Genomic DNA, 16,258 nt, shown 5'->3' on the forward strand with positions numbered 1-16,258 from the left:
CCTACCTTTTTTACCGCCGTTCGGTCAGTAGCTATCGTGACTCACGGGCTGGATCCGACGGAGGAGTACGACGGGTCGATCACGGTTCGGCTCCTCGACGACGGCGCCAGGACGGAGGCTATCAGCTGTGCGTCGTACGAGCGAGCGATCGAACTCGTCAAAGAGCGACAGCACTCGGTCACGGTGGCGAAGATCGTCGATCGAGACGGAGCCGTCGTCTTCACCTCCGCAGAGATGGATATCGACGACTGGGAGCGCGTCTGGCGGCGGGAAAAGCGCAGCCTCTCCGTCCACGTCGAGACGTACGACTGTCCCTACGACAACATCTCGTGTTTCGCCGACGATCTCTGCGTGCAGTGCCAGATCGACAACGTACGGGAGCAGCACTGAACGGTGGTCGTCCGTTCCGTCCGTCGGTCGGGACGAGAATGATCGTGCGATGGTAAGTTTATTCATCCCAAGTGACATCTCGTACAGTAATGGGTCGTATCACTCGCCGAACTGCCCTCCAAATACTTTCCGGGGGCGTGCTCCTGACATCAGGTGGCAGCCTTGATCGAGTCCGCGAAACGGACGACGAGACGGCGGACTCCGTCCGACTGTGTCAGGCGATGGTTTTCAACGACGACGAGACCGAGACCCACCGCGTTCGACTGCGGCTTCGCGAGGGTGACGACCGACTGTACGACGAGGAAGCAGACCTCGAGCCCCACGAGTGGCTAACCGTCGAAGCGGCCGACGTGGAACCGACCGTGGGCGCATTCACCTTCGAATTCAAACTGAACGGCGCAGGGTGGCACGAGATGGACATGACGAGCATTCGGTCCGATCCGGTGGCTGCGACCGCGCTCGTCACCGGTGACGATTCGTTCGTGTTCTTAGAATCGAGCGAGGGAAATATCGAGTGTTAGACGGATGTTCGACGATCTCCGCGTCCCAAAATTCGAGCGATCCCGTCTCAGTCGTGTACTAACACGTCGAGCACGTCCACGCCATCGTTCGAGAGGGCCTCCTCGAGCGCCCCTTCGATCCCGTCCGGCGTCTCGACCTGTTCGGCCCGCGCGCCGTGGCTCTCTGCGTTTTTGACCAGGTCGACGGCCGGATCGAAGTCCATGGCCGTGAACTCGTAGTCGGCCTCCTCGCCGCCCATCAGTTTGAGCGTGTTGTCCTTCAGGATGCGGTAGTTGCGGTTGTCTGAGATGACGACCGTGAGGTCGACGTCGTGGCGGGCCGCGCTGTAGATGGAGTGGGGGTAGTAGAGGTAGGAGCCGTCGCCGATGAAGCCGATGACGTCTCGCGGATCGTCGCGCTGACCTTCGGCGATGGCCGCGCCCACGGAGGCGGGCAGTCCGTAGCCGAGCCCGCCGCCCTTGTTCGAGATGTACTGCTCGGGCGCGAGGTTCCAGCGGGTCAGCATGGCGTACTTCGATGTCACGCCCTCGTCGACGATTGCGGCGTCTCCGGCCACCCGTTCCATCGCGTCGACGAGTTCGGCCTTCGAGGCCCGTGGGTCGTCCTCGGCGTCGCCCTCGCCCATGCCGGCCATCTTCGCCTCGACCATCTCCTTGATCGCGCCGACGTTCTCGAGTCGCCCCTGGACGGTCTCTTCCGAGAGTCTGCCCTGCACGCGCTCGATGAGTCCCTGCAGAATCAGTCCGGGGTCGCCGATGACCGCCGCGTCGGCGGGCTGGTTTTTCCCGACCTGCCAGTCGTCGTCGCTAATGTGGATACAGGTCGTTTCGGAGTCGACCAGCGCCTCCTCGTGACGAGTCAGCGTCGTGTTGGTCGAACAACCGATAAACGCGACCGTGTCGGTGTCCATCAGCATCGACGCGAGGTCCTCGTTCGGCGGGATGTAGGAGACCCACTGGTCGTGGTCGGTCGGGAAGTCCACCTCCGAAGAGAGGATCTCGCCGTGGACGCGAGCCCCGGTCGCCTCCGCGAGTTCGACCGCCGCGGCGACCGCGTCCGCGCCGGAACGCGCGATGTGGTCGCCGACGACCATCACCGGGTTGTCGGCGTCGACGAGCAGATCGGCGGCGTGCTCGAGTTGGGCGGGATCCCCGCTGCCCGCGTTCGGAATCGGGCCGAGGCGTTCGGGCTCGGCGTCGGTTTCGGCGAGCATGACGTCCAGCGGAAGCCCGAGGAAGACGGGGCCGGTCGGCGGCGTCATCGCGACGCGGAACGCGCGCCGGAGCATCGTCGGAAGCGCCTCGACGTCTAACACTTCGTCGGACCACTTGCAGAACTGCACGGCCATCTCGACCAGCCCGCCCGAGAGGATGGGCTCCTCGTGGCGGAAATCCGTGCTGTGATTTCCGGCGGTGACGACCACCGGCGCGCCGGTGATCTTGGCCGCGTAGAGGTTCCCCAGCCCGTGGGCCAGCCCCGGCGCGACGTGAAGGTTCGCCACGCCGACCGGGTTGATCGACTCGTCGTGATGGGAGTGGTACCGTCGCGTCTGGGCGTAGCCCGAAGCCATCCCCACCGCGATGTCCTCGTGGAGCCCCAGGACGTACTCGAGGTCGCTTTGCCCGACTGCGTCCACGATCGGAAGCTCCGTCGTACCCGGATTCCCGAAGAGGTAGTCGACACCGTAGGACTCGAGTGCGTCGGTGAAGAGATCTGCACCGGTGTAGCCGTCTGTCATGATCGTTCGTGGAACGGGACGATACATCAAACTGTGTGTTTCGGCGCTCGAGACGGGTTTCCGGGCTGTCACGTGTCTCTCCGATTTCGGCGAGTTCTCTGCCGGGCGGGGTATTATACATCAGTTCGTTGTCGCTCGAGACATGGCTCTCGCGAGAGATGGACCCGGCGTCGCAGCGACTGTACAGGCGTTCTGGTCGCAGGTCCATCCGGTGTTCATGCTGCCCCCGCTCGCGGCGTCGCTGTTCGGCGTCGTCCTCGCTGGCGATCTCGAGCCACCGCTCGCGGCGATCCACGTCCTCGCGATCTTCGCGGCGGTCTACACCGCCCACGTCAAGGACGGCTACGTCGACTTCCACCTACGGGGTGAGGACGACGATCACCCGCTGACCGAGCGCGGCTGTCGCGTTGGTCTCGTCATCTCGACCGCGACGTTCGGCGTGTGCTGTCTCCTCCTCTGGCTCTTCGTCGGTTGGATCGCGGTCGCGCTGACGCTGCCGACGTGGGTGATCGCCTACCATCACGCCCCGCAACTCGATATGAACCCCATCACGGCGACGACCGGTTACCCGCTCGGGATCGCGCTCTCCCTGCTCGGCGGGTTTTATGTGCAGGCCGGGACGATCACTGCAGTCCCGCTCGGGTTCGCGCTGGTCTTTCTCGTCTTGCTGTCGGGCATCAAGGTCGTCGACGACGCGCAGGACTACGACTACGATCGATCGATCGAGAAACGAACCGTCGCCGTCGCGCTCGGTCCGCAACGAGCGCACGCCGTCGCGTACGGTCTGATGGTGCTCGCGCTCCTCGTCGTGCTCGGCTTCGCCCTCGCTCGCGTGTTTCCGCCGACGGCGATCCTCGCGGCACTCGCGTTCGCCGTCGTCGCCGCCGTCGCGTACCGGGCCGGACCGGATCTGGCGACGATGTTGCTCGTCCGCGGATCGTACGTCTTCCTGGCCGTCCTGGTCGCCGCGGTCTGGTTCGAGCCGCTGGCGGCGATCGGTTGACGACGCGGACCGTCGATACGCCGCGAACGAGACCGATACGCTGCGAGGGAGACGAGACGATTCGGGACGATTCCGTCTGGAATAAGAGAATACATGTGACGAAATTCTACAACAGACTTTTCACAAACTTCGCCGAACGGGGGGTATGGGAGCATCCGATCGTGAGGGCACGTCCGGGGGCGAGACGATTCGATCACACCACGACTGGGCGACGACGACACCGAGTCGGGCCGTCGTCGAGGCCATCGCGACGGTCGAGGAGACGACGCCGGTAACGCTCGCACGGGAAACCGGAACGACGTTGTACGACCACGTCGATCCGGAGGCGCTTGATTCGCTCGTCGGTTCCGACCGAAACGGATCCGTCGAGGTCGCGTTCGATGTCGGTTCCCTGCGCGTCACGATTGCGAGCGACGGCCGACTCGTGATCGACGTCGGCGGGCACTGATACGTCGGGACGGGACGTTGTCTCGAGTCGAGCGCGGGTGCCGAGTGGACCGCCCGAAGCGTCGAACGCCGCCGCTCGCAGCGTCGCGTGCTGTCGGCGAGATCAGAACAGGTGCGGACCCCAGATCAACACCAACCACGAAACGAGGCTCACGATGCCGAATACGGCGAACAGCAGGCCGAACCACGACCGCTCCATGACTGCCGTCAGCCGGTACCCGCTGTAGGCCGCGACGATCCCCGCGAGCGGAACGAGCAACGAGACGACCGTCGAGACGGTCGCACCCAGGAGATGCGGCATGCTCTCCCGGGCCGCGCGCTCGAGGTCCTCCATCAGCGTCGGTCGTGATTCGCTCATCACGTCGACTCCGCGTACGCTCTCGAGAGAAGTAACGTATCAGGTCAGTCATCACTCCGTGAAGATCGGTCACAACCTCGTCGCATCGTGGGGAATCACACGCCCACTCGAGAGCGAGCGACCCGCATCCATTCCGGAGACCTACCCTGAGATGCCGCGTCGCTTTTGTCGCCGACCGAGAAACTGGTCGACAGTGAGCGCACAGCGAATCGTCGACCGGTATCGCCTCGCGCGTCCCCTCGTCGTCACCGGCGATAGCGGACCGTCCGACCCGCTCGACGGCCCGTTCGAAGGGTGATTCCGGATGCTCGAGCGTATCGCACCCGTCCTGATCGAGCCGACGCTGCTCGCGGTCTACCTCGTCGCAGCGGGTGCGATGATCCTCTCACCCGGTCCGGACACGCTCTACGTGCTCACTAGGAGCGTCGGCGACGGCCGCGACGCCGGCATCGCCTCCGCCGTCGGAATCAGCGTCGGCGTGCTCGTTCACACCTTCGCGGCGGTCGTGGGACTATCCGCCGTTTTTCGGGCGTCCGAACTCGCCTTTACCACCGTCACTGTCGTCGGCGCGGGCTACCTCGTCTATCTGGGCGTTCGGACGATCCGGGACGACGGACTCCTGTTGGCAGACGACAACCCCTCGGCGGCGAGTCCATTTCGGGAGGCCGTGCTGGTCAACGTCCTGAACCCGCAGGTTGCGCTGTTTTTCCTCGCCTTCCTGCCGCAGTTCGTCGATCGAGCGGGCCACGTCCCGACGCAACTCTCCATCCTCGGCGCGATCTACGCGCTCGTGACGATGGGCTATCTCGCGACGGTGGCGGTCGGCTCGAGCGCCGTCCGCCGGGTACTGTTCGCGCGGCCGCGAGTCGCCGACGGCGTGCGGTGGCTCTCGGGGCTGATCCTCGTCGGACTCGGAGTTCGTCTGCTGCTCGGGAGTTTACTCGGCTGAGGGCGAGTCGGACGGGCGACAGTGAGGTGAAAGCTGAACGAGGGCGGCCGTTCGGCCCGAACGACGCCAACCGAGAGTCGGTAGTCGAACAGTGGTCCATAACGGCCTGTCGAGAATTGAATCCGCGTCAGTCTTCGACTGCGTCCATGACTGAGGTCGGACAGCCCGCCGGGACGGCGTTTTGCGGATCGTTGCCGGTGCCGGCGAAATATACCGTCCCGCCGTAGTGATCCGTCCAACCGCCGCGGAACTCGTCGTCCCACTGCGTTCTGGCCACGACCATGGTGCTCCCCTCGTCCTCCGCGCCGGGAACGAACGAGTAGTGATTCCCGTTCATCGCGAACTGGCTGTCTTTGACGAAGACCGGACCGGGTGGCCACGCCCACACACCCCGACCCTGACGGTGCTGTCGGTCGTCGGTAACGGCAGCGACGCAGTTATCCACGATGCCGCGTGCGAGTCGGTAGTGAGCGATCCCGCAGTTCGCCGCGTAACAGTTCCGGAAGGTTACCGTCCCGTCGCCGTTGCCGCCCGGCGACGAACAGTAGAAGGCGTTGTTCCCCATCTCCTGGACGTTCACCCGATCGATCGTGAGGTGACCGTCGTGTTCGGGATCGAGCCAGATTCCGATTCCGCCTTCCTCCTCGTAAACCGCGCCGTCGCCCATCCACACGTTTTCGATACGAGCGCTCCCGCCGTCGGTGACGGCCCCACCGATGACGGTATTATCCTCCATGTCGACCTGCCCGCGGACGCCAATGTTTCGGATCGTCCAACCCGATCCGTACGCGACAATCGTTACGCCGGCACCGCACGCCGTGACGTCGAACAGCACGTTCTCGAGCGTCTCGTCGTCGTTCACGTAGACGACTTCGCGTTCGCCCTCGGGAACGGTGACGGTTTCGTAGCCGTCGTCCGTCGCGCTCACTGCACTCGTTCCGCCGAGCATTCCCGCAACGGTCGCGCCGGTCAGGGTGAGATACGATCGTCGGTTCAGGGATCGACCACTTCGGATTCGTTCGGGATTCATCTGTTACAACCCGATAGCCAACGTCGGAGTTTTAAGAAATAATTACTATACTCAAAAGTTGAAAATTCGACATTCGGTAATGTAATCTACTAATTACTATTGCCGATAGTTCGGTGGTGTCACGGAAACCACTGAAACGGCTGGTCGTCGTCGAAAACGGTCTCGACCGATCGAAACGCTACCCCTGTCGCCCGTGCTACCCCGCGGTCAGCGATAGTGCAGTGACTCAACGAAATCGAACGAGCACCGCGCGCCCGTCAATCGGTACTCACGGGCCTCGCGCTCGATTGCGACTCGGTGTGTACGCATTCCGTCACTGGCGAAAACCCACCGTCGGTACCGACACCAGACCAGAATCGGTGTCGTAGCCGTGAGCTGTCTTAGAGCAGCGTTCCCGCGATAACGGTACTAGTCGGGTTTCTCGGAAACGTTCACTGACGTGGTTAACCACAAACACTATTCGCTCAATTGACCCAGTTGAGATATGGCAGACGACATTTCGTTCGACGGGCGGACACTCGCCGGGGTCGAAAACGACGACGGCGGAGAGGTCGGCGCGGACACCGAGTTCCACTTCGAACAAAACGGTGAGCGGATCTACGCGAGTTACTCTGGTGGGGCCATCGTCGACGGGCACCTGGTTGGGACGTTCGATGGCGACCAGTGGGACGTTCGATACGTCCAAATAAACGAGGACGGTGAAACGGCTACTGGCCACTCCGTCGGAGTTGTCGAACGACTCGATGATGGCCGTCTCAGAGTCGAAGACGAGTGGGAGTGGGAGTCCAAACCCGGGGAGGGCGAGTCCGTTCACGAAGAGGTCGACCGATAAGATCAGTTCACTTCTCGCCCGACTGTCGGGCCGCCGTGGATACGGAAGTACCTCTTTACGCCTCCGGATTTCTCGTGATCCGAGAACGCCGGTTTCTTGTCACCAAGCGAAGCCTCCGGCTTCGCGGATAGCGGCCGCTCTTTGCTCGCGGGCGAGCAGCCGGCTCACATAACTCGAGGTTCCGTACGACGAACTCGCGAATCTTTAGTAGAACAGCTGGGAGGGATGCCAGATAACAACACACCGCCCGAAGCCTGAAGAACGAGCGTTGCGGAGCCTCCGTATGAAACTCGTAGAAGCCACCGCGAACGACCTCGATACGCTCGTGGACCGTTGGTACGACCTCGCGGCCGGAATGGAGGAGCACTCCGAGTTGAACGAACTCGTCTACCCAGACGTTCACGAGGTCCCGGACGATGGCTTCCGCGCGCATCTCGACAACGAGGACATCACGGACTACCTCATCGTTCACGACGACGAGACTATCGGCTTCGTCACGCTCCGCGAGGGCCGCCACCCGTCCCGGCAGTACTCGAAGTATCTCCGCATCGTAAACATCGCTATCGACGAAGACGACCGAAGCCGAGGCCACGGCACGGCGGTCGTCGAACGCGTGAAAGAACTCGCTCGCGAGCGGGGGTGCGACCATCTCAAAGTCTCCTGCGAGTGGCAAAACGAGGGCGCACGCCGGTTCTATCGTAACGCGGACTTTCAGCCGAAGCAAGTCGATTACGCACAGCCCCTAGAGTAAGTCGAAGTACGCCGGTCTATCTGACCGCTCCGGACACTGATTCCCGAGTTCGCGATCACCACAGATGCTTACTGATCGATGACTCGTTCTTGTTCAGAGAGGATGTTTTCGTGTTCATCACGCGCTTCATTGTGCGCCTCAACATCCCCTTCATCTCGGTCTGCGAGTTCCTGTAATCGATCTTCTTTCCCATAGAGGGTAACAGTATCTCCCGGTTGAATCTCTGTATCGGGACCAGGGGCACCGATATAGTCATCATTTCGCTCGATTCCGAGCAAGATCACTCCTTCGTCAGAGAGATTCAATTCTCTGGCTGTATCATTTGCCAGCCATTCGTCTTCATTGATCTCAATTTCGGCGACGCGATATTCACTCTGAAGACCGAGTACCTGCGTGTAATCTTGGATGGTAAGATCAGTCGTATGGTCAAGTGTTCTTTCAATAATTGGTGTCAATGCTCGATTCAATAGTTGGCTATGAGCGAAAAGAATAATCCCGATAACGCCACCGATAACGTAGATGAGGGTAAGAATGTTCTCGCCCTCTGCGTTGATGAACGACAGAAGAAGCGACGCAAGCGCACTCACAACTCCGACACTTCCGAGTCGGATAAGCCAAATGACAATGGTTCGTCTGCTTGGTTCTGAGACCGTAAACTCTGCTTCTTCGGTTGTGTACCCCGCTCCCGAAAATGCTGATGCCGCCTGAAATGTGGCCACATCCGGTGAGAGACCAGTCATTCGAAGTGCAATCGCTCCGATCCGGATCACGAGTAGCGCGAGGGCAAAGATGATGAAAACGGACAGGATTTGATTTGTCGCTACCATGAAATGGCGTCCTACAGTAAGCTGTAAAAAGACGCAGTCTTCATTCAACGGAATCGTTATGTTATCAGCCTGTACCGATCACCGCACCCCCCGAAACGAGAGTCTATCTATTAGGAATGAGCGCGACCTTCGAAACGTTCGGTCCGATCCCCACCGACGGTGGCCGGCGGGATCGCTCTGGTTTGAGTCCGTGTAGTGATCAGTTTGTGCTCACGATCTTGATCACGTCACCCTCCTCGAGTTCGTACCCGTCACTCACCTCTCGACTCGACTTCGCGTTGACGGCGTGGAGGTAGCCGTCGCCGATGTCGGAATGGACGGCGTAGGCGAGGTCGACGGGCGTCGAGCCGTCGGGCAGGAGGAAGGCGTCGGGCAGGACGTTCCCGCTCCCGTCGGACCACTTCGCGGCGTCCTCGACCGGGTAGGCCGTGAGGTACTCGAGCAACTCGTAGACCGCGTAATTCAGCGCGGACTGCACGCCGGTGCCGTCCCACTCGTCCATCGTTTGGGCGAGTCCCTCGAGGGCCTCGCGCTGGGCGTCGTTGACGCCGTCACCGATCGCTAAACTCTCGTCACCAGGATCGTAGTCGACGAGGCCGTTCTCCGCGGCGCGGCGGAGTGCGAGTTCGCCCTCCGCGGTGGTCGGGATGACCGGCTTATCCAACTCGAGCAGCTTTTCGACGTTTTCCTGGGGCGCGACGTCGATCTTGTTCGCCGCGACGACGATCGGCTTGGTCCGTTCGCGGACCAGTCGGGCGAGCTCCTCGCGGTGGTCATCCTCCCACTGGATGGGGTCGTTGGGATACTCCAGCTCCCGAAGCACCTTCGCGATCTGCGTCGGCGACGCGCCGAAGCCGGAGAGCATGTCCGCCAGCACGTCGTCGATGTCGAAATCGGGCGAGCGGGACTTGCGCTCGACGGATTCCCAGTTGTTCTCGACGATGCCGGCCAGCCAGAGGTCCATCTCCTCCTCGACGAAGTCGATGTCCTCGAGCGGGTCGTGTTCACCGATATCGACGGGTTCGCCCTTCGCGTTGGTTCCGCCCGAGGCGTCGACGACGTTCACGATCACGTCCGCGTTCGTGAGTTCGTCGAGGAACTGATTGCCGAGCCCCTTCCCCTCGTGAGCGCCAGGTACCAGCCCCGCCACGTCGAGCAGTTCGATCGGAACGTAGCGCTTGCCGTCCTCGCAGTTGTCGGCGTTACAGCGTTCCTCGCGCTCGAGGCAGGGACACTCCGTCCGGACGTAGCTGACCCCGCGGTTGGCGTCGATGGTCGTAAAGGGGTAGTTGGCGACGTCGACCTCCGCCATCGTCGCCGCGGTGTAGAACGTGGACTTGCCGGCGTTCGGTTTCCCGGCAAGCGCGATCGAAAGCATGCCTCTCCGTAGCATCGTCCCCTCAAACTGTCTTTCGATTCCCGCCACCGATCGCCGGCGGTGACGGACCGGCGCTCGAGGAGTCGTCGAGTACGAACGAATCGACGGATCGCGGGTTGCACCGAACGCCCACCGCTCGTCGGTCACCGACGGCACCCTTTCGACTGACGGGGTCAGGCTCACCAGTGGCGCGCGTGAACGAGCGCACAGCTCCCCGAAGAGCTCGGCCGGTTCCTCGAGGATTCGACGACGTCGAACGCGAACCGTTCGACGAATTCGTCGACCGCGTCGCCGAGCGCGAGGAGATCGGCGACGAGGATGCGGCCGACGCCGCCTTCCACGCGCAGGTCGTCGTCGACGTTGTCGAGAAGGCCGTCACCGAAGGAGCACTCGAGGATATCAGACCACAGCTCCCCGACGACGGGTACGACGATCTGTTCGAGATCGCAGAACACGAAGGGAGTCCCGCGTAAAAAGCGAAGACGTACCGCTACCGAGTGCCTGGCTCGAACGCCTCGAGCAGCGCGGACGCATCGCGAACGCCTTCTTCGAAGAGTGCGTGTTCCGGCGCGCTGATGCGATCGGCGTACGGGTCCCAGTCGATGGCGCGAATAGCAACCAGCCGCGGGAGCGTCGCGTGGCGGAGTGAAACGGCCGCAGTAGCGGCGCGCTGGTCGGTGTGTGCGGCGACGACGCGCGCGAGTTCGTCGAGCGACCGCGATCCGTCGACGTCGTGGTACAGCCGTGCGAGGACGATGCGCGACCGTTCGTCCCGCAGGACTTCGAGTACGGTCTCCGTCGTCTCCGGAACGGCCGCGACCCGTTCGACGCTCGGGTCGAGTTCGCCCGAGGACGGGGCCGGTGGATCGGTTTCGTCGGGGACGATCGGGTCGGGTAGATCAGCGGATTCGATACTCGCCGCGCTCTCGGCGGGCTCGAGTGGACGGTCCGCAATCGGTTCCGGGACGGTCACGGCGGAGGCGCTACCCGATGTGCTCGCGGCTGGCTTCGCGGTCGTGTCAGGTTCGGCCTCGGAGTTGGTTTCGGTGGCCACCTCCCGTTCGTCTTCGCAACTGTTCTCCGAATCGTCCTCGTGCGACAGTTCGTGCTCTGCGGCGGTCTCGCAGGGTGATTCGAGGGGGGCCGTCGGCTCGGCGGCGAGCGCTCGAGGCGTCACGCGAACGGCGGCGACGAACCCCGTCGCGCCGCCGACCGCCGCGAGCGTCGTCACGAGCGATAGCGGTTCGACGATCGTCCCGCCCTCGAGGGAGACGTAGAGCACCAGCCAGCCGCCGAGCCCGCAGGCGGCGACGATGCCGATCGAGACCCAGGTTGCGACCCGAGAACGAACGCCCGGCGCGACGTTTCGACTGGCCAGCCAGTAGCCGCCGGTGGCGAGGCCCGTCGGGACGAGAAACGAGACGAACAACTCGAGCGCGATGACCGGGTGTGCGTCCGGCGCGGTAATCGCCTGGGCGATACCGGCGGTCGCGAGGGCGAGCCCCATCGCGACGATTGCCGTGCTCGACTCCCCCCACCCCTCCAACTCGGACTGCAGGGGGGTATAAAAGCGCATACCCGTCCCTTCCCCAGAGGATCACATAAAGTATCGTGTCGGCTCAGTCTTCGTTTCTCGAGTCGAACTGTAATCGTTCTCGACTGGTGCATCGGTGGCACGCACTGAGCCGAAGCGAGCGAACGACGAGCACCGGCCCAAACGTGGCGAGAAATGATGGTTCGAGAGAGCAAACACCCCGTCTACAGCACGAGCGCCATCATCACCTCGTCGACGTAGTGGCCGTTTAACTTGTAGTGGTCCTCGCGGACGGCCTCGGTCTCCCAGTCGTGGCCCTCGAGGAACGCGATCGCGTCCTCGTTGCTCGAGGGAACGCTCTGGTAGACCCGCTCGTAGCCGTTCGCGCCGGCCCACTCGAGGCCCCGCGAGAGGAGGTGCGAGCCGATGCCGTGGCCGCGGTACTCCTCTAGAACGCCGACGGTGAGTTCGGCGGTGTGGGAGAGTTTCTCTAGCTCCGGGGCGTGGAGATGGACCCAGCCGACGACTTCGTCCTCGACCGTCGCGACGAAGAACATCCGTGACTCGATTTCGTTGTGCCGCAACAGGGCGTCCTGATGGTCGATCTCGTCGGCGACGCTTTCGGCTTCGATATACGTCTTCTCCTCGGCGACCTGTCGGATCGCGCCGACGATTCCCGTGAGATCCTCCTGTCTGGCGGGACGGATGTGGAACTCGAGATCCTCGGAAACGTACTCCTCCTCGGCCCCCGCGTCGATCGTGACTCGGAGTTTGCCGCCCGATTCCTCGAGTTGCCCGTCGCGCTTGAGGATCGCGACGTGGTGTCGGAACCCGCTGGGATCGATTCCGAGAGTCACCTGTACGTCGTCGGGATCGACGGCCCCGTGGCGCTCGACGTGCTCGTAGATCCGTTTGCGGTCGTCATGGCCGAACTCGAGGGGTTCACTGGATGCCATGGTACTAGGTACCACCTTACAATACTTAATCCTTGGCCGGATATCACGGACCGTCGATACCGAGGCAGTACAGGTCGCCTCTACCGCAGGGACGGTGTGTCCGCAGTGATCCGAGCACACAACAGTTGGAGGGGCGACGCGCCCCGCAGACCGGACTTAATGGACCAACAGGTGAATCCGGACAGCCTTCCGCGGCCGGTCCTTCCCACCGAGTACGTGAGATGACGATACGGATCGCTGTCCGTCGCTGAACGGAACTCGACTCGAGCGAGTCGAACGCGGATGTCGATCTCACGTGTCCACATGATCGAAACGGAGGTGGCGGTTGCTGGCGGTGCGCTCGTCCTCGCGGTAGCCACCGGACTGATGGCCCACGAGTGGCTGCACGCACTGACCCTTCGACTCGCTCGAATCGACTACACGGTGACCTACTTTCCGGATCGGACCGACGGGGTCGTCGGTCTGCTGGCGAGTTGTCCGTGGGCGGCCGTCCGGCCGCATCCAACCGGTCGCGAACCCACCTGGCAGCTTCGGGTTGCGGCACTCTCCCCGTTCCTTCTGGCCGTCCCCGTCTTCGCACTCGGAATAGGTGGCGTGCCAGTCGACTCGCCGGTCGTGACGGCGATCGGAATCGGCTTGCTGGCCTGTTCGATCCCCAGCCCACAGGACTTCTCGGTCGCCTTCTACGCCCACCGCGCCCTCGAGTCCGAGTCTGCCCGCGAACCGAACACGGCACAAGCTTCCTGCGCCGATTGACGGTCGTCGCTTCGACGCCGTGCGCTCGCGGGCCGCTCGCTCGGCTTAACTACCGATCGGAGAACAATTATTCTTCAACGAACGTCGAGTAGACGTGTAGGGCCGTGACGACGGCAAACGTCAGCACGGTGAGAACCGAGACGGCGATCCACGGAACCGAGACGAGGCCGCTCGCGGTCACGGCGAGAAGCAGTCCGGAACAGCCGACGGTTCCCGCGTACCGGTAGGGCCACGGGTCGTCCGACGCCGACGACTCGACTCCCGCCAGATAGGGATCGAACTGCGGCGTCAGGTCGGTTGCGGTGATCGTCCCGCGGTCCTTGTCGTAGTCGATGATTCCGCGGGTGTCGAGTTTCGGGAGGTGGGATTGGTACAACGAGATGTAGACGCGCTGGCGCTGGTCGGAGTGGAGGTTCTCGACCGTCGTTTCGTGCTCCCAGGCGGCGACCTGTTCGGCGAGGTCGCTCAACAGAACCGGATCGTCGTTGGTCCGGAGGTACCGGAGCACGTCACGCCGTCGACGCGTCTGTAGGATGTGATAGATGTCGTCGGGGTCCAGCGACGAATCGTCGTCCGCCGTGGACGCTCGAGACGGTCCTTCGCCGACGGATCGTGGTGAAGACGCAGGTGGCGCCATTGTCGATACGCTAGCACTACAGAGCGTAGATAAGTATCTTCCCCGTCTCGAGAGGCAGCTCTCTCGGTCTCGAACGTGCGGTGAAAAGGTGTGGGCCGAATGGTATGCAGTGGAGCGGCCCGTGGGATCTGAGACCGGCAGCCACACAGCCACGAGTGGCCGCCGTGATTGAGCACGAGTGAACCACCGGCGCTTTAGGGCACTCGGTGATGTCGCGGAGTCGGCGTCTCGCCGACAGGAATTGTTTGTTTCCGTCCAATAATAAACCTGTCCGTTGCGGTAGATTCGACTATACTGGACAATTATGCGGATATCCGGCCAATTTTCACGGAGAATACGTCTCGGTGTGTTATAATTCTCACTGCGGAGGTTGTAAATTATCCGTTTGTGAGACTCGCCGTCGGTAGCAGCGACTCATCGGGACATCTCGTCACGAGTGGCGAGGTGCCGATGGTCGCCGATTCGAACGATATAGTCGATCCGAAAAGCGGTGTCGAACCGACTTGTCGAACGGATCAAACCGATCTGCGACTCGCACTCAGGGATCGATCGCCGTCGGCTGCATTCCGTCCGTCAGTTCGGCGCTGACGAGCGTCGAGTGACAGCGCCGCAGTCGCTCGGAGAGCGCCTGATGAGAAACGTCGAGTTCGGCGGCGAGTTCCTTGAGCGTGATCTGGCGGGGAATGTCGAAGTAGCCGAGTTCGTGAGCCTTACAGATCGTCTCGTACTGGGTCTGTGTCAGCGGCGTCTGGGCGCTCTCGAAGTCGTCCATGCCGGTCAGACGCGTCACGTCGACGCTGTAATCGTACTGTTCGAACAGCGCGTAACACTCCGAGAGCGATGCCCGATCGTGGAAGAGCAGTTTCACCGACCACGTTCCGTTCTGCCCGCAGGCCGCCAGGATTGCACCACCGTTCTCCGCGACGATCTGTTCGAACAGTTTGACGCTGTCTCCGAACTCGAGTCGGAACAACCAGCGCTCGCTGTCGTCGGATTCGTTCCCGGCTCGAAGGCTCCGTTCACCGCCTGTCAAACTCGCGATCACGTCGACCGATGGGTCCGACTCGAGCGCGTCGTGGACGGTCCGTCGATCCGGACCGATAACCCAGACCAGCGGCGGCGAATCCCCGATCATCCCACCAATCTGGCACTCGAACGTCGGCACCCGATCGAACGTCCGGGCGATCCCGAATCGATCGGCCGGAATCTCGAGTTCGACGACTGTCGTCATGTTCGAAACCCACCACAGAGACGTATAGACGCGTTGGGTTTCCGGTAGCCTTTCCCGCCACCCAATTGCCGTGACTCTCGTTGGTAGTGGAGTGTTTTGGGCGGTGAATAGTTCACCAATACTAGCCGATCATATCGAATGTGTGGTATCTCTCACGCGTTGCAGCCACCAGAAAAGTTATAGTACGAGTGTGACAAATATTCGATCAGCCGAGTGTGGAAACTTGGTTACAGGGAATGCAGATCGGCGGTCTCGCGTTTTCTCGTCTCCGCAACACCGTGGACAAGCGACTCGTCGCGGGCTCCGTCACGCGGCTCCCGAGAAGGAGCCGCGTCGCTCGCCGCCCTACGCGGGAACTTCCTCCGGACTCCGCCCCCAGTGGCGGTGCTCGGCGATGGCGTCGACGAACGCCTCGAGGTCGTCGTATTCGTCGCCTACGTCGGGGTCCTCGTAGGGCTGGAAGTAGCCGTGGGCACCCGTCCCGCGGGCGTGGACGACCCGTTCTGGGATCGACTCGTGGTCGAACTGGGCCATCTTCTCCCGGAAGTGGAAGTCCTCCATGATTGTCGGCCCGCGTTCGCCGGCTTTCAGGGAGTTGTCCGTATCGCTGATCTTTACGCCGTGATCGGAGGTGAGGTCCTCTCCCGCGGAATTCTCGAGAACCGCATCCAGTTGCTCCTGCTTGCTGTTTTCGTCCGTTTCACCCCCCTGGTCGTCGCTGGTTCCGGCACGGCTCGATAACGAGTCGGACGCGTCTCCGGAGCCGTCGGCTCGAGGCGCTCTTCGATCAGTATTCACGTCGCCGTCAGCCGATTCCTCGGATCGATTCTCCGTTCGGTCGTGCTCGGTGGGTTCGTCTGTAGTCATCGGTAGATCGACGGTCAGGCGTTCCGGCAGAGAGACGAGCGAGCGCGCAAGG

General features: G+C 62.5%; 18 protein-coding genes and 1 pseudogene. 9 read left to right on the plus strand and 10 right to left on the minus strand.

Going from position 1 to position 16,258, the window contains the following annotated elements:
- The first annotated feature begins 36 nt into the window (after positions 1-36).
- Together ACSFC5_RS09215 and ACSFC5_RS09220 are read left to right on the plus strand one after the other, a co-directional pair.
- Positions 37-390, plus strand: a complete 354-nt coding sequence (locus ACSFC5_RS09215) for a hypothetical protein (protein WP_440764919.1) — start codon at positions 37-39, stop codon at positions 388-390.
- A gap of 89 nt (positions 391-479) precedes the next feature.
- A complete protein-coding gene (locus ACSFC5_RS09220; protein WP_440764920.1) occupies positions 480-911 on the plus strand; it encodes a hypothetical protein in 432 nt (143 codons plus the stop codon).
- Between the two features lie 47 nt (positions 912-958).
- Here ACSFC5_RS09220 and ACSFC5_RS09225 read toward each other — a convergent pair whose 3' ends face one another.
- On the minus strand, positions 959-2,650 hold the full coding sequence (locus tag ACSFC5_RS09225) for a thiamine pyrophosphate-binding protein (RefSeq protein ID WP_440764921.1): 1,692 nt from the start codon (positions 2,648-2,650) through the stop codon (positions 959-961).
- 142 nt (positions 2,651-2,792) lie between these two features.
- Here ACSFC5_RS09225 and ACSFC5_RS09230 point away from each other — a divergent pair, with 142 nt between their 5' ends.
- Together ACSFC5_RS09230 and ACSFC5_RS09235 are read left to right on the plus strand one after the other, a co-directional pair.
- On the plus strand, positions 2,793-3,653 hold the full coding sequence (locus tag ACSFC5_RS09230) for a UbiA family prenyltransferase (protein ID WP_440764922.1): 861 nt from the start codon (positions 2,793-2,795) through the stop codon (positions 3,651-3,653).
- A 145-nt stretch (positions 3,654-3,798) separates the two neighbouring features.
- Positions 3,799-4,101 (plus strand): HalOD1 output domain-containing protein, encoded by a 303-nt coding sequence (locus ACSFC5_RS09235; protein ID WP_440764923.1) that lies wholly within the window; start codon positions 3,799-3,801, stop codon positions 4,099-4,101.
- 102 nt (positions 4,102-4,203) lie between these two features.
- Here the strand turns inward: ACSFC5_RS09235 and ACSFC5_RS09240 are convergent, their stop codons facing one another.
- The gene (locus ACSFC5_RS09240; RefSeq protein ID WP_440764924.1) at positions 4,204-4,458 is read right to left on the minus strand and encodes a hypothetical protein; all 255 of its coding nucleotides are present in this window, start codon (positions 4,456-4,458) and stop codon (positions 4,204-4,206) included.
- Between the two features lie 304 nt (positions 4,459-4,762).
- On the opposite strand from ACSFC5_RS09240, the gene ACSFC5_RS09245 reads away from it, so the two are divergent.
- A complete protein-coding gene (locus tag ACSFC5_RS09245) occupies positions 4,763-5,407 on the plus strand; it encodes a LysE family translocator (protein WP_440764925.1) in 645 nt (214 codons plus the stop codon).
- Between the two features lie 127 nt (positions 5,408-5,534).
- On the opposite strand, the gene ACSFC5_RS09250 is transcribed toward ACSFC5_RS09245, so the two are convergent.
- The gene (locus tag ACSFC5_RS09250; protein ID WP_440764926.1) at positions 5,535-6,437 is read right to left on the minus strand and encodes a hypothetical protein; all 903 of its coding nucleotides are present in this window, start codon (positions 6,435-6,437) and stop codon (positions 5,535-5,537) included.
- Positions 6,438-6,921: 484 nt separating this feature from the next.
- On the opposite strand from ACSFC5_RS09250, the gene ACSFC5_RS09255 reads away from it, so the two are divergent.
- Entirely contained in the window at positions 6,922-7,269 is a 348-nt protein-coding gene (locus tag ACSFC5_RS09255) for an avidin-fold protein (protein ID WP_440764927.1), read from the plus strand.
- Between the two features lie 283 nt (positions 7,270-7,552).
- Positions 7,553-8,020 carry a GNAT family N-acetyltransferase gene (locus ACSFC5_RS09260; RefSeq protein WP_440764928.1) on the plus strand — a complete coding sequence of 156 codons (468 nt, stop codon included), beginning with the start codon at positions 7,553-7,555 and terminating at the stop codon, positions 8,018-8,020.
- Between the two features lie 68 nt (positions 8,021-8,088).
- Here ACSFC5_RS09260 and ACSFC5_RS09265 read toward each other — a convergent pair whose 3' ends face one another.
- The gene (locus tag ACSFC5_RS09265) at positions 8,089-8,847 is read right to left on the minus strand and encodes a TrkA C-terminal domain-containing protein (protein WP_440764929.1); all 759 of its coding nucleotides are present in this window, start codon (positions 8,845-8,847) and stop codon (positions 8,089-8,091) included.
- A gap of 199 nt (positions 8,848-9,046) precedes the next feature.
- Positions 9,047-10,225, minus strand: a complete 1,179-nt coding sequence (locus tag ACSFC5_RS09270; protein WP_440764930.1) for a redox-regulated ATPase YchF — start codon at positions 10,223-10,225, stop codon at positions 9,047-9,049.
- Between the two features lie 194 nt (positions 10,226-10,419).
- On the opposite strand from ACSFC5_RS09270, the gene ACSFC5_RS09275 reads away from it, so the two are divergent.
- Positions 10,420-10,698, plus strand: coding sequence for a DUF2267 domain-containing protein (locus ACSFC5_RS09275; RefSeq protein WP_440764931.1), 279 nt, complete (start codon positions 10,420-10,422; stop codon positions 10,696-10,698).
- 17 nt (positions 10,699-10,715) lie between these two features.
- Here ACSFC5_RS09275 and ACSFC5_RS09280 read toward each other — a convergent pair whose 3' ends face one another.
- Together ACSFC5_RS09280 and ACSFC5_RS09285 are read right to left on the minus strand one after the other, a co-directional pair.
- Entirely contained in the window at positions 10,716-11,801 is a 1,086-nt protein-coding gene (locus tag ACSFC5_RS09280) for a hypothetical protein (RefSeq protein WP_440764932.1), read from the minus strand.
- Positions 11,802-11,983: 182 nt separating this feature from the next.
- Complete coding sequence (locus ACSFC5_RS09285) at positions 11,984-12,715, minus strand: GNAT family N-acetyltransferase (protein ID WP_440764933.1); 732 nt, start codon at positions 12,713-12,715, stop codon at positions 11,984-11,986.
- 303 nt (positions 12,716-13,018) lie between these two features.
- On the opposite strand from ACSFC5_RS09285, the gene ACSFC5_RS09290 reads away from it, so the two are divergent.
- Positions 13,019-13,471 carry a hypothetical protein gene (locus tag ACSFC5_RS09290; protein WP_440765037.1) on the plus strand — a complete coding sequence of 151 codons (453 nt, stop codon included), beginning with the start codon at positions 13,019-13,021 and terminating at the stop codon, positions 13,469-13,471.
- A gap of 67 nt (positions 13,472-13,538) precedes the next feature.
- On the opposite strand, the gene ACSFC5_RS09295 is transcribed toward ACSFC5_RS09290, so the two are convergent.
- The 3 genes and pseudogenes from ACSFC5_RS09295 to ACSFC5_RS09305 all read right to left on the minus strand — a co-directional run.
- Positions 13,539-14,108, minus strand: coding sequence for a DUF7344 domain-containing protein (locus tag ACSFC5_RS09295; RefSeq protein ID WP_440764934.1), 570 nt, complete (start codon positions 14,106-14,108; stop codon positions 13,539-13,541).
- A 538-nt stretch (positions 14,109-14,646) separates the two neighbouring features.
- Positions 14,647-15,339, minus strand: coding sequence for a helix-turn-helix domain-containing protein (locus ACSFC5_RS09300; protein WP_440764935.1), 693 nt, complete (start codon positions 15,337-15,339; stop codon positions 14,647-14,649).
- Positions 15,340-15,735: 396 nt separating this feature from the next.
- A pseudogene (locus ACSFC5_RS09305) lies at positions 15,736-16,206 on the minus strand (catalase); the annotation flags it as partial.
- Between the last annotated feature and the right edge of the window lie 52 nt (positions 16,207-16,258).

The organism is Natronorubrum marinum (assembly GCF_052040125.1).
Taxonomy (GTDB): Archaea; Halobacteriota; Halobacteria; order Halobacteriales; family Natrialbaceae; genus Natronorubrum.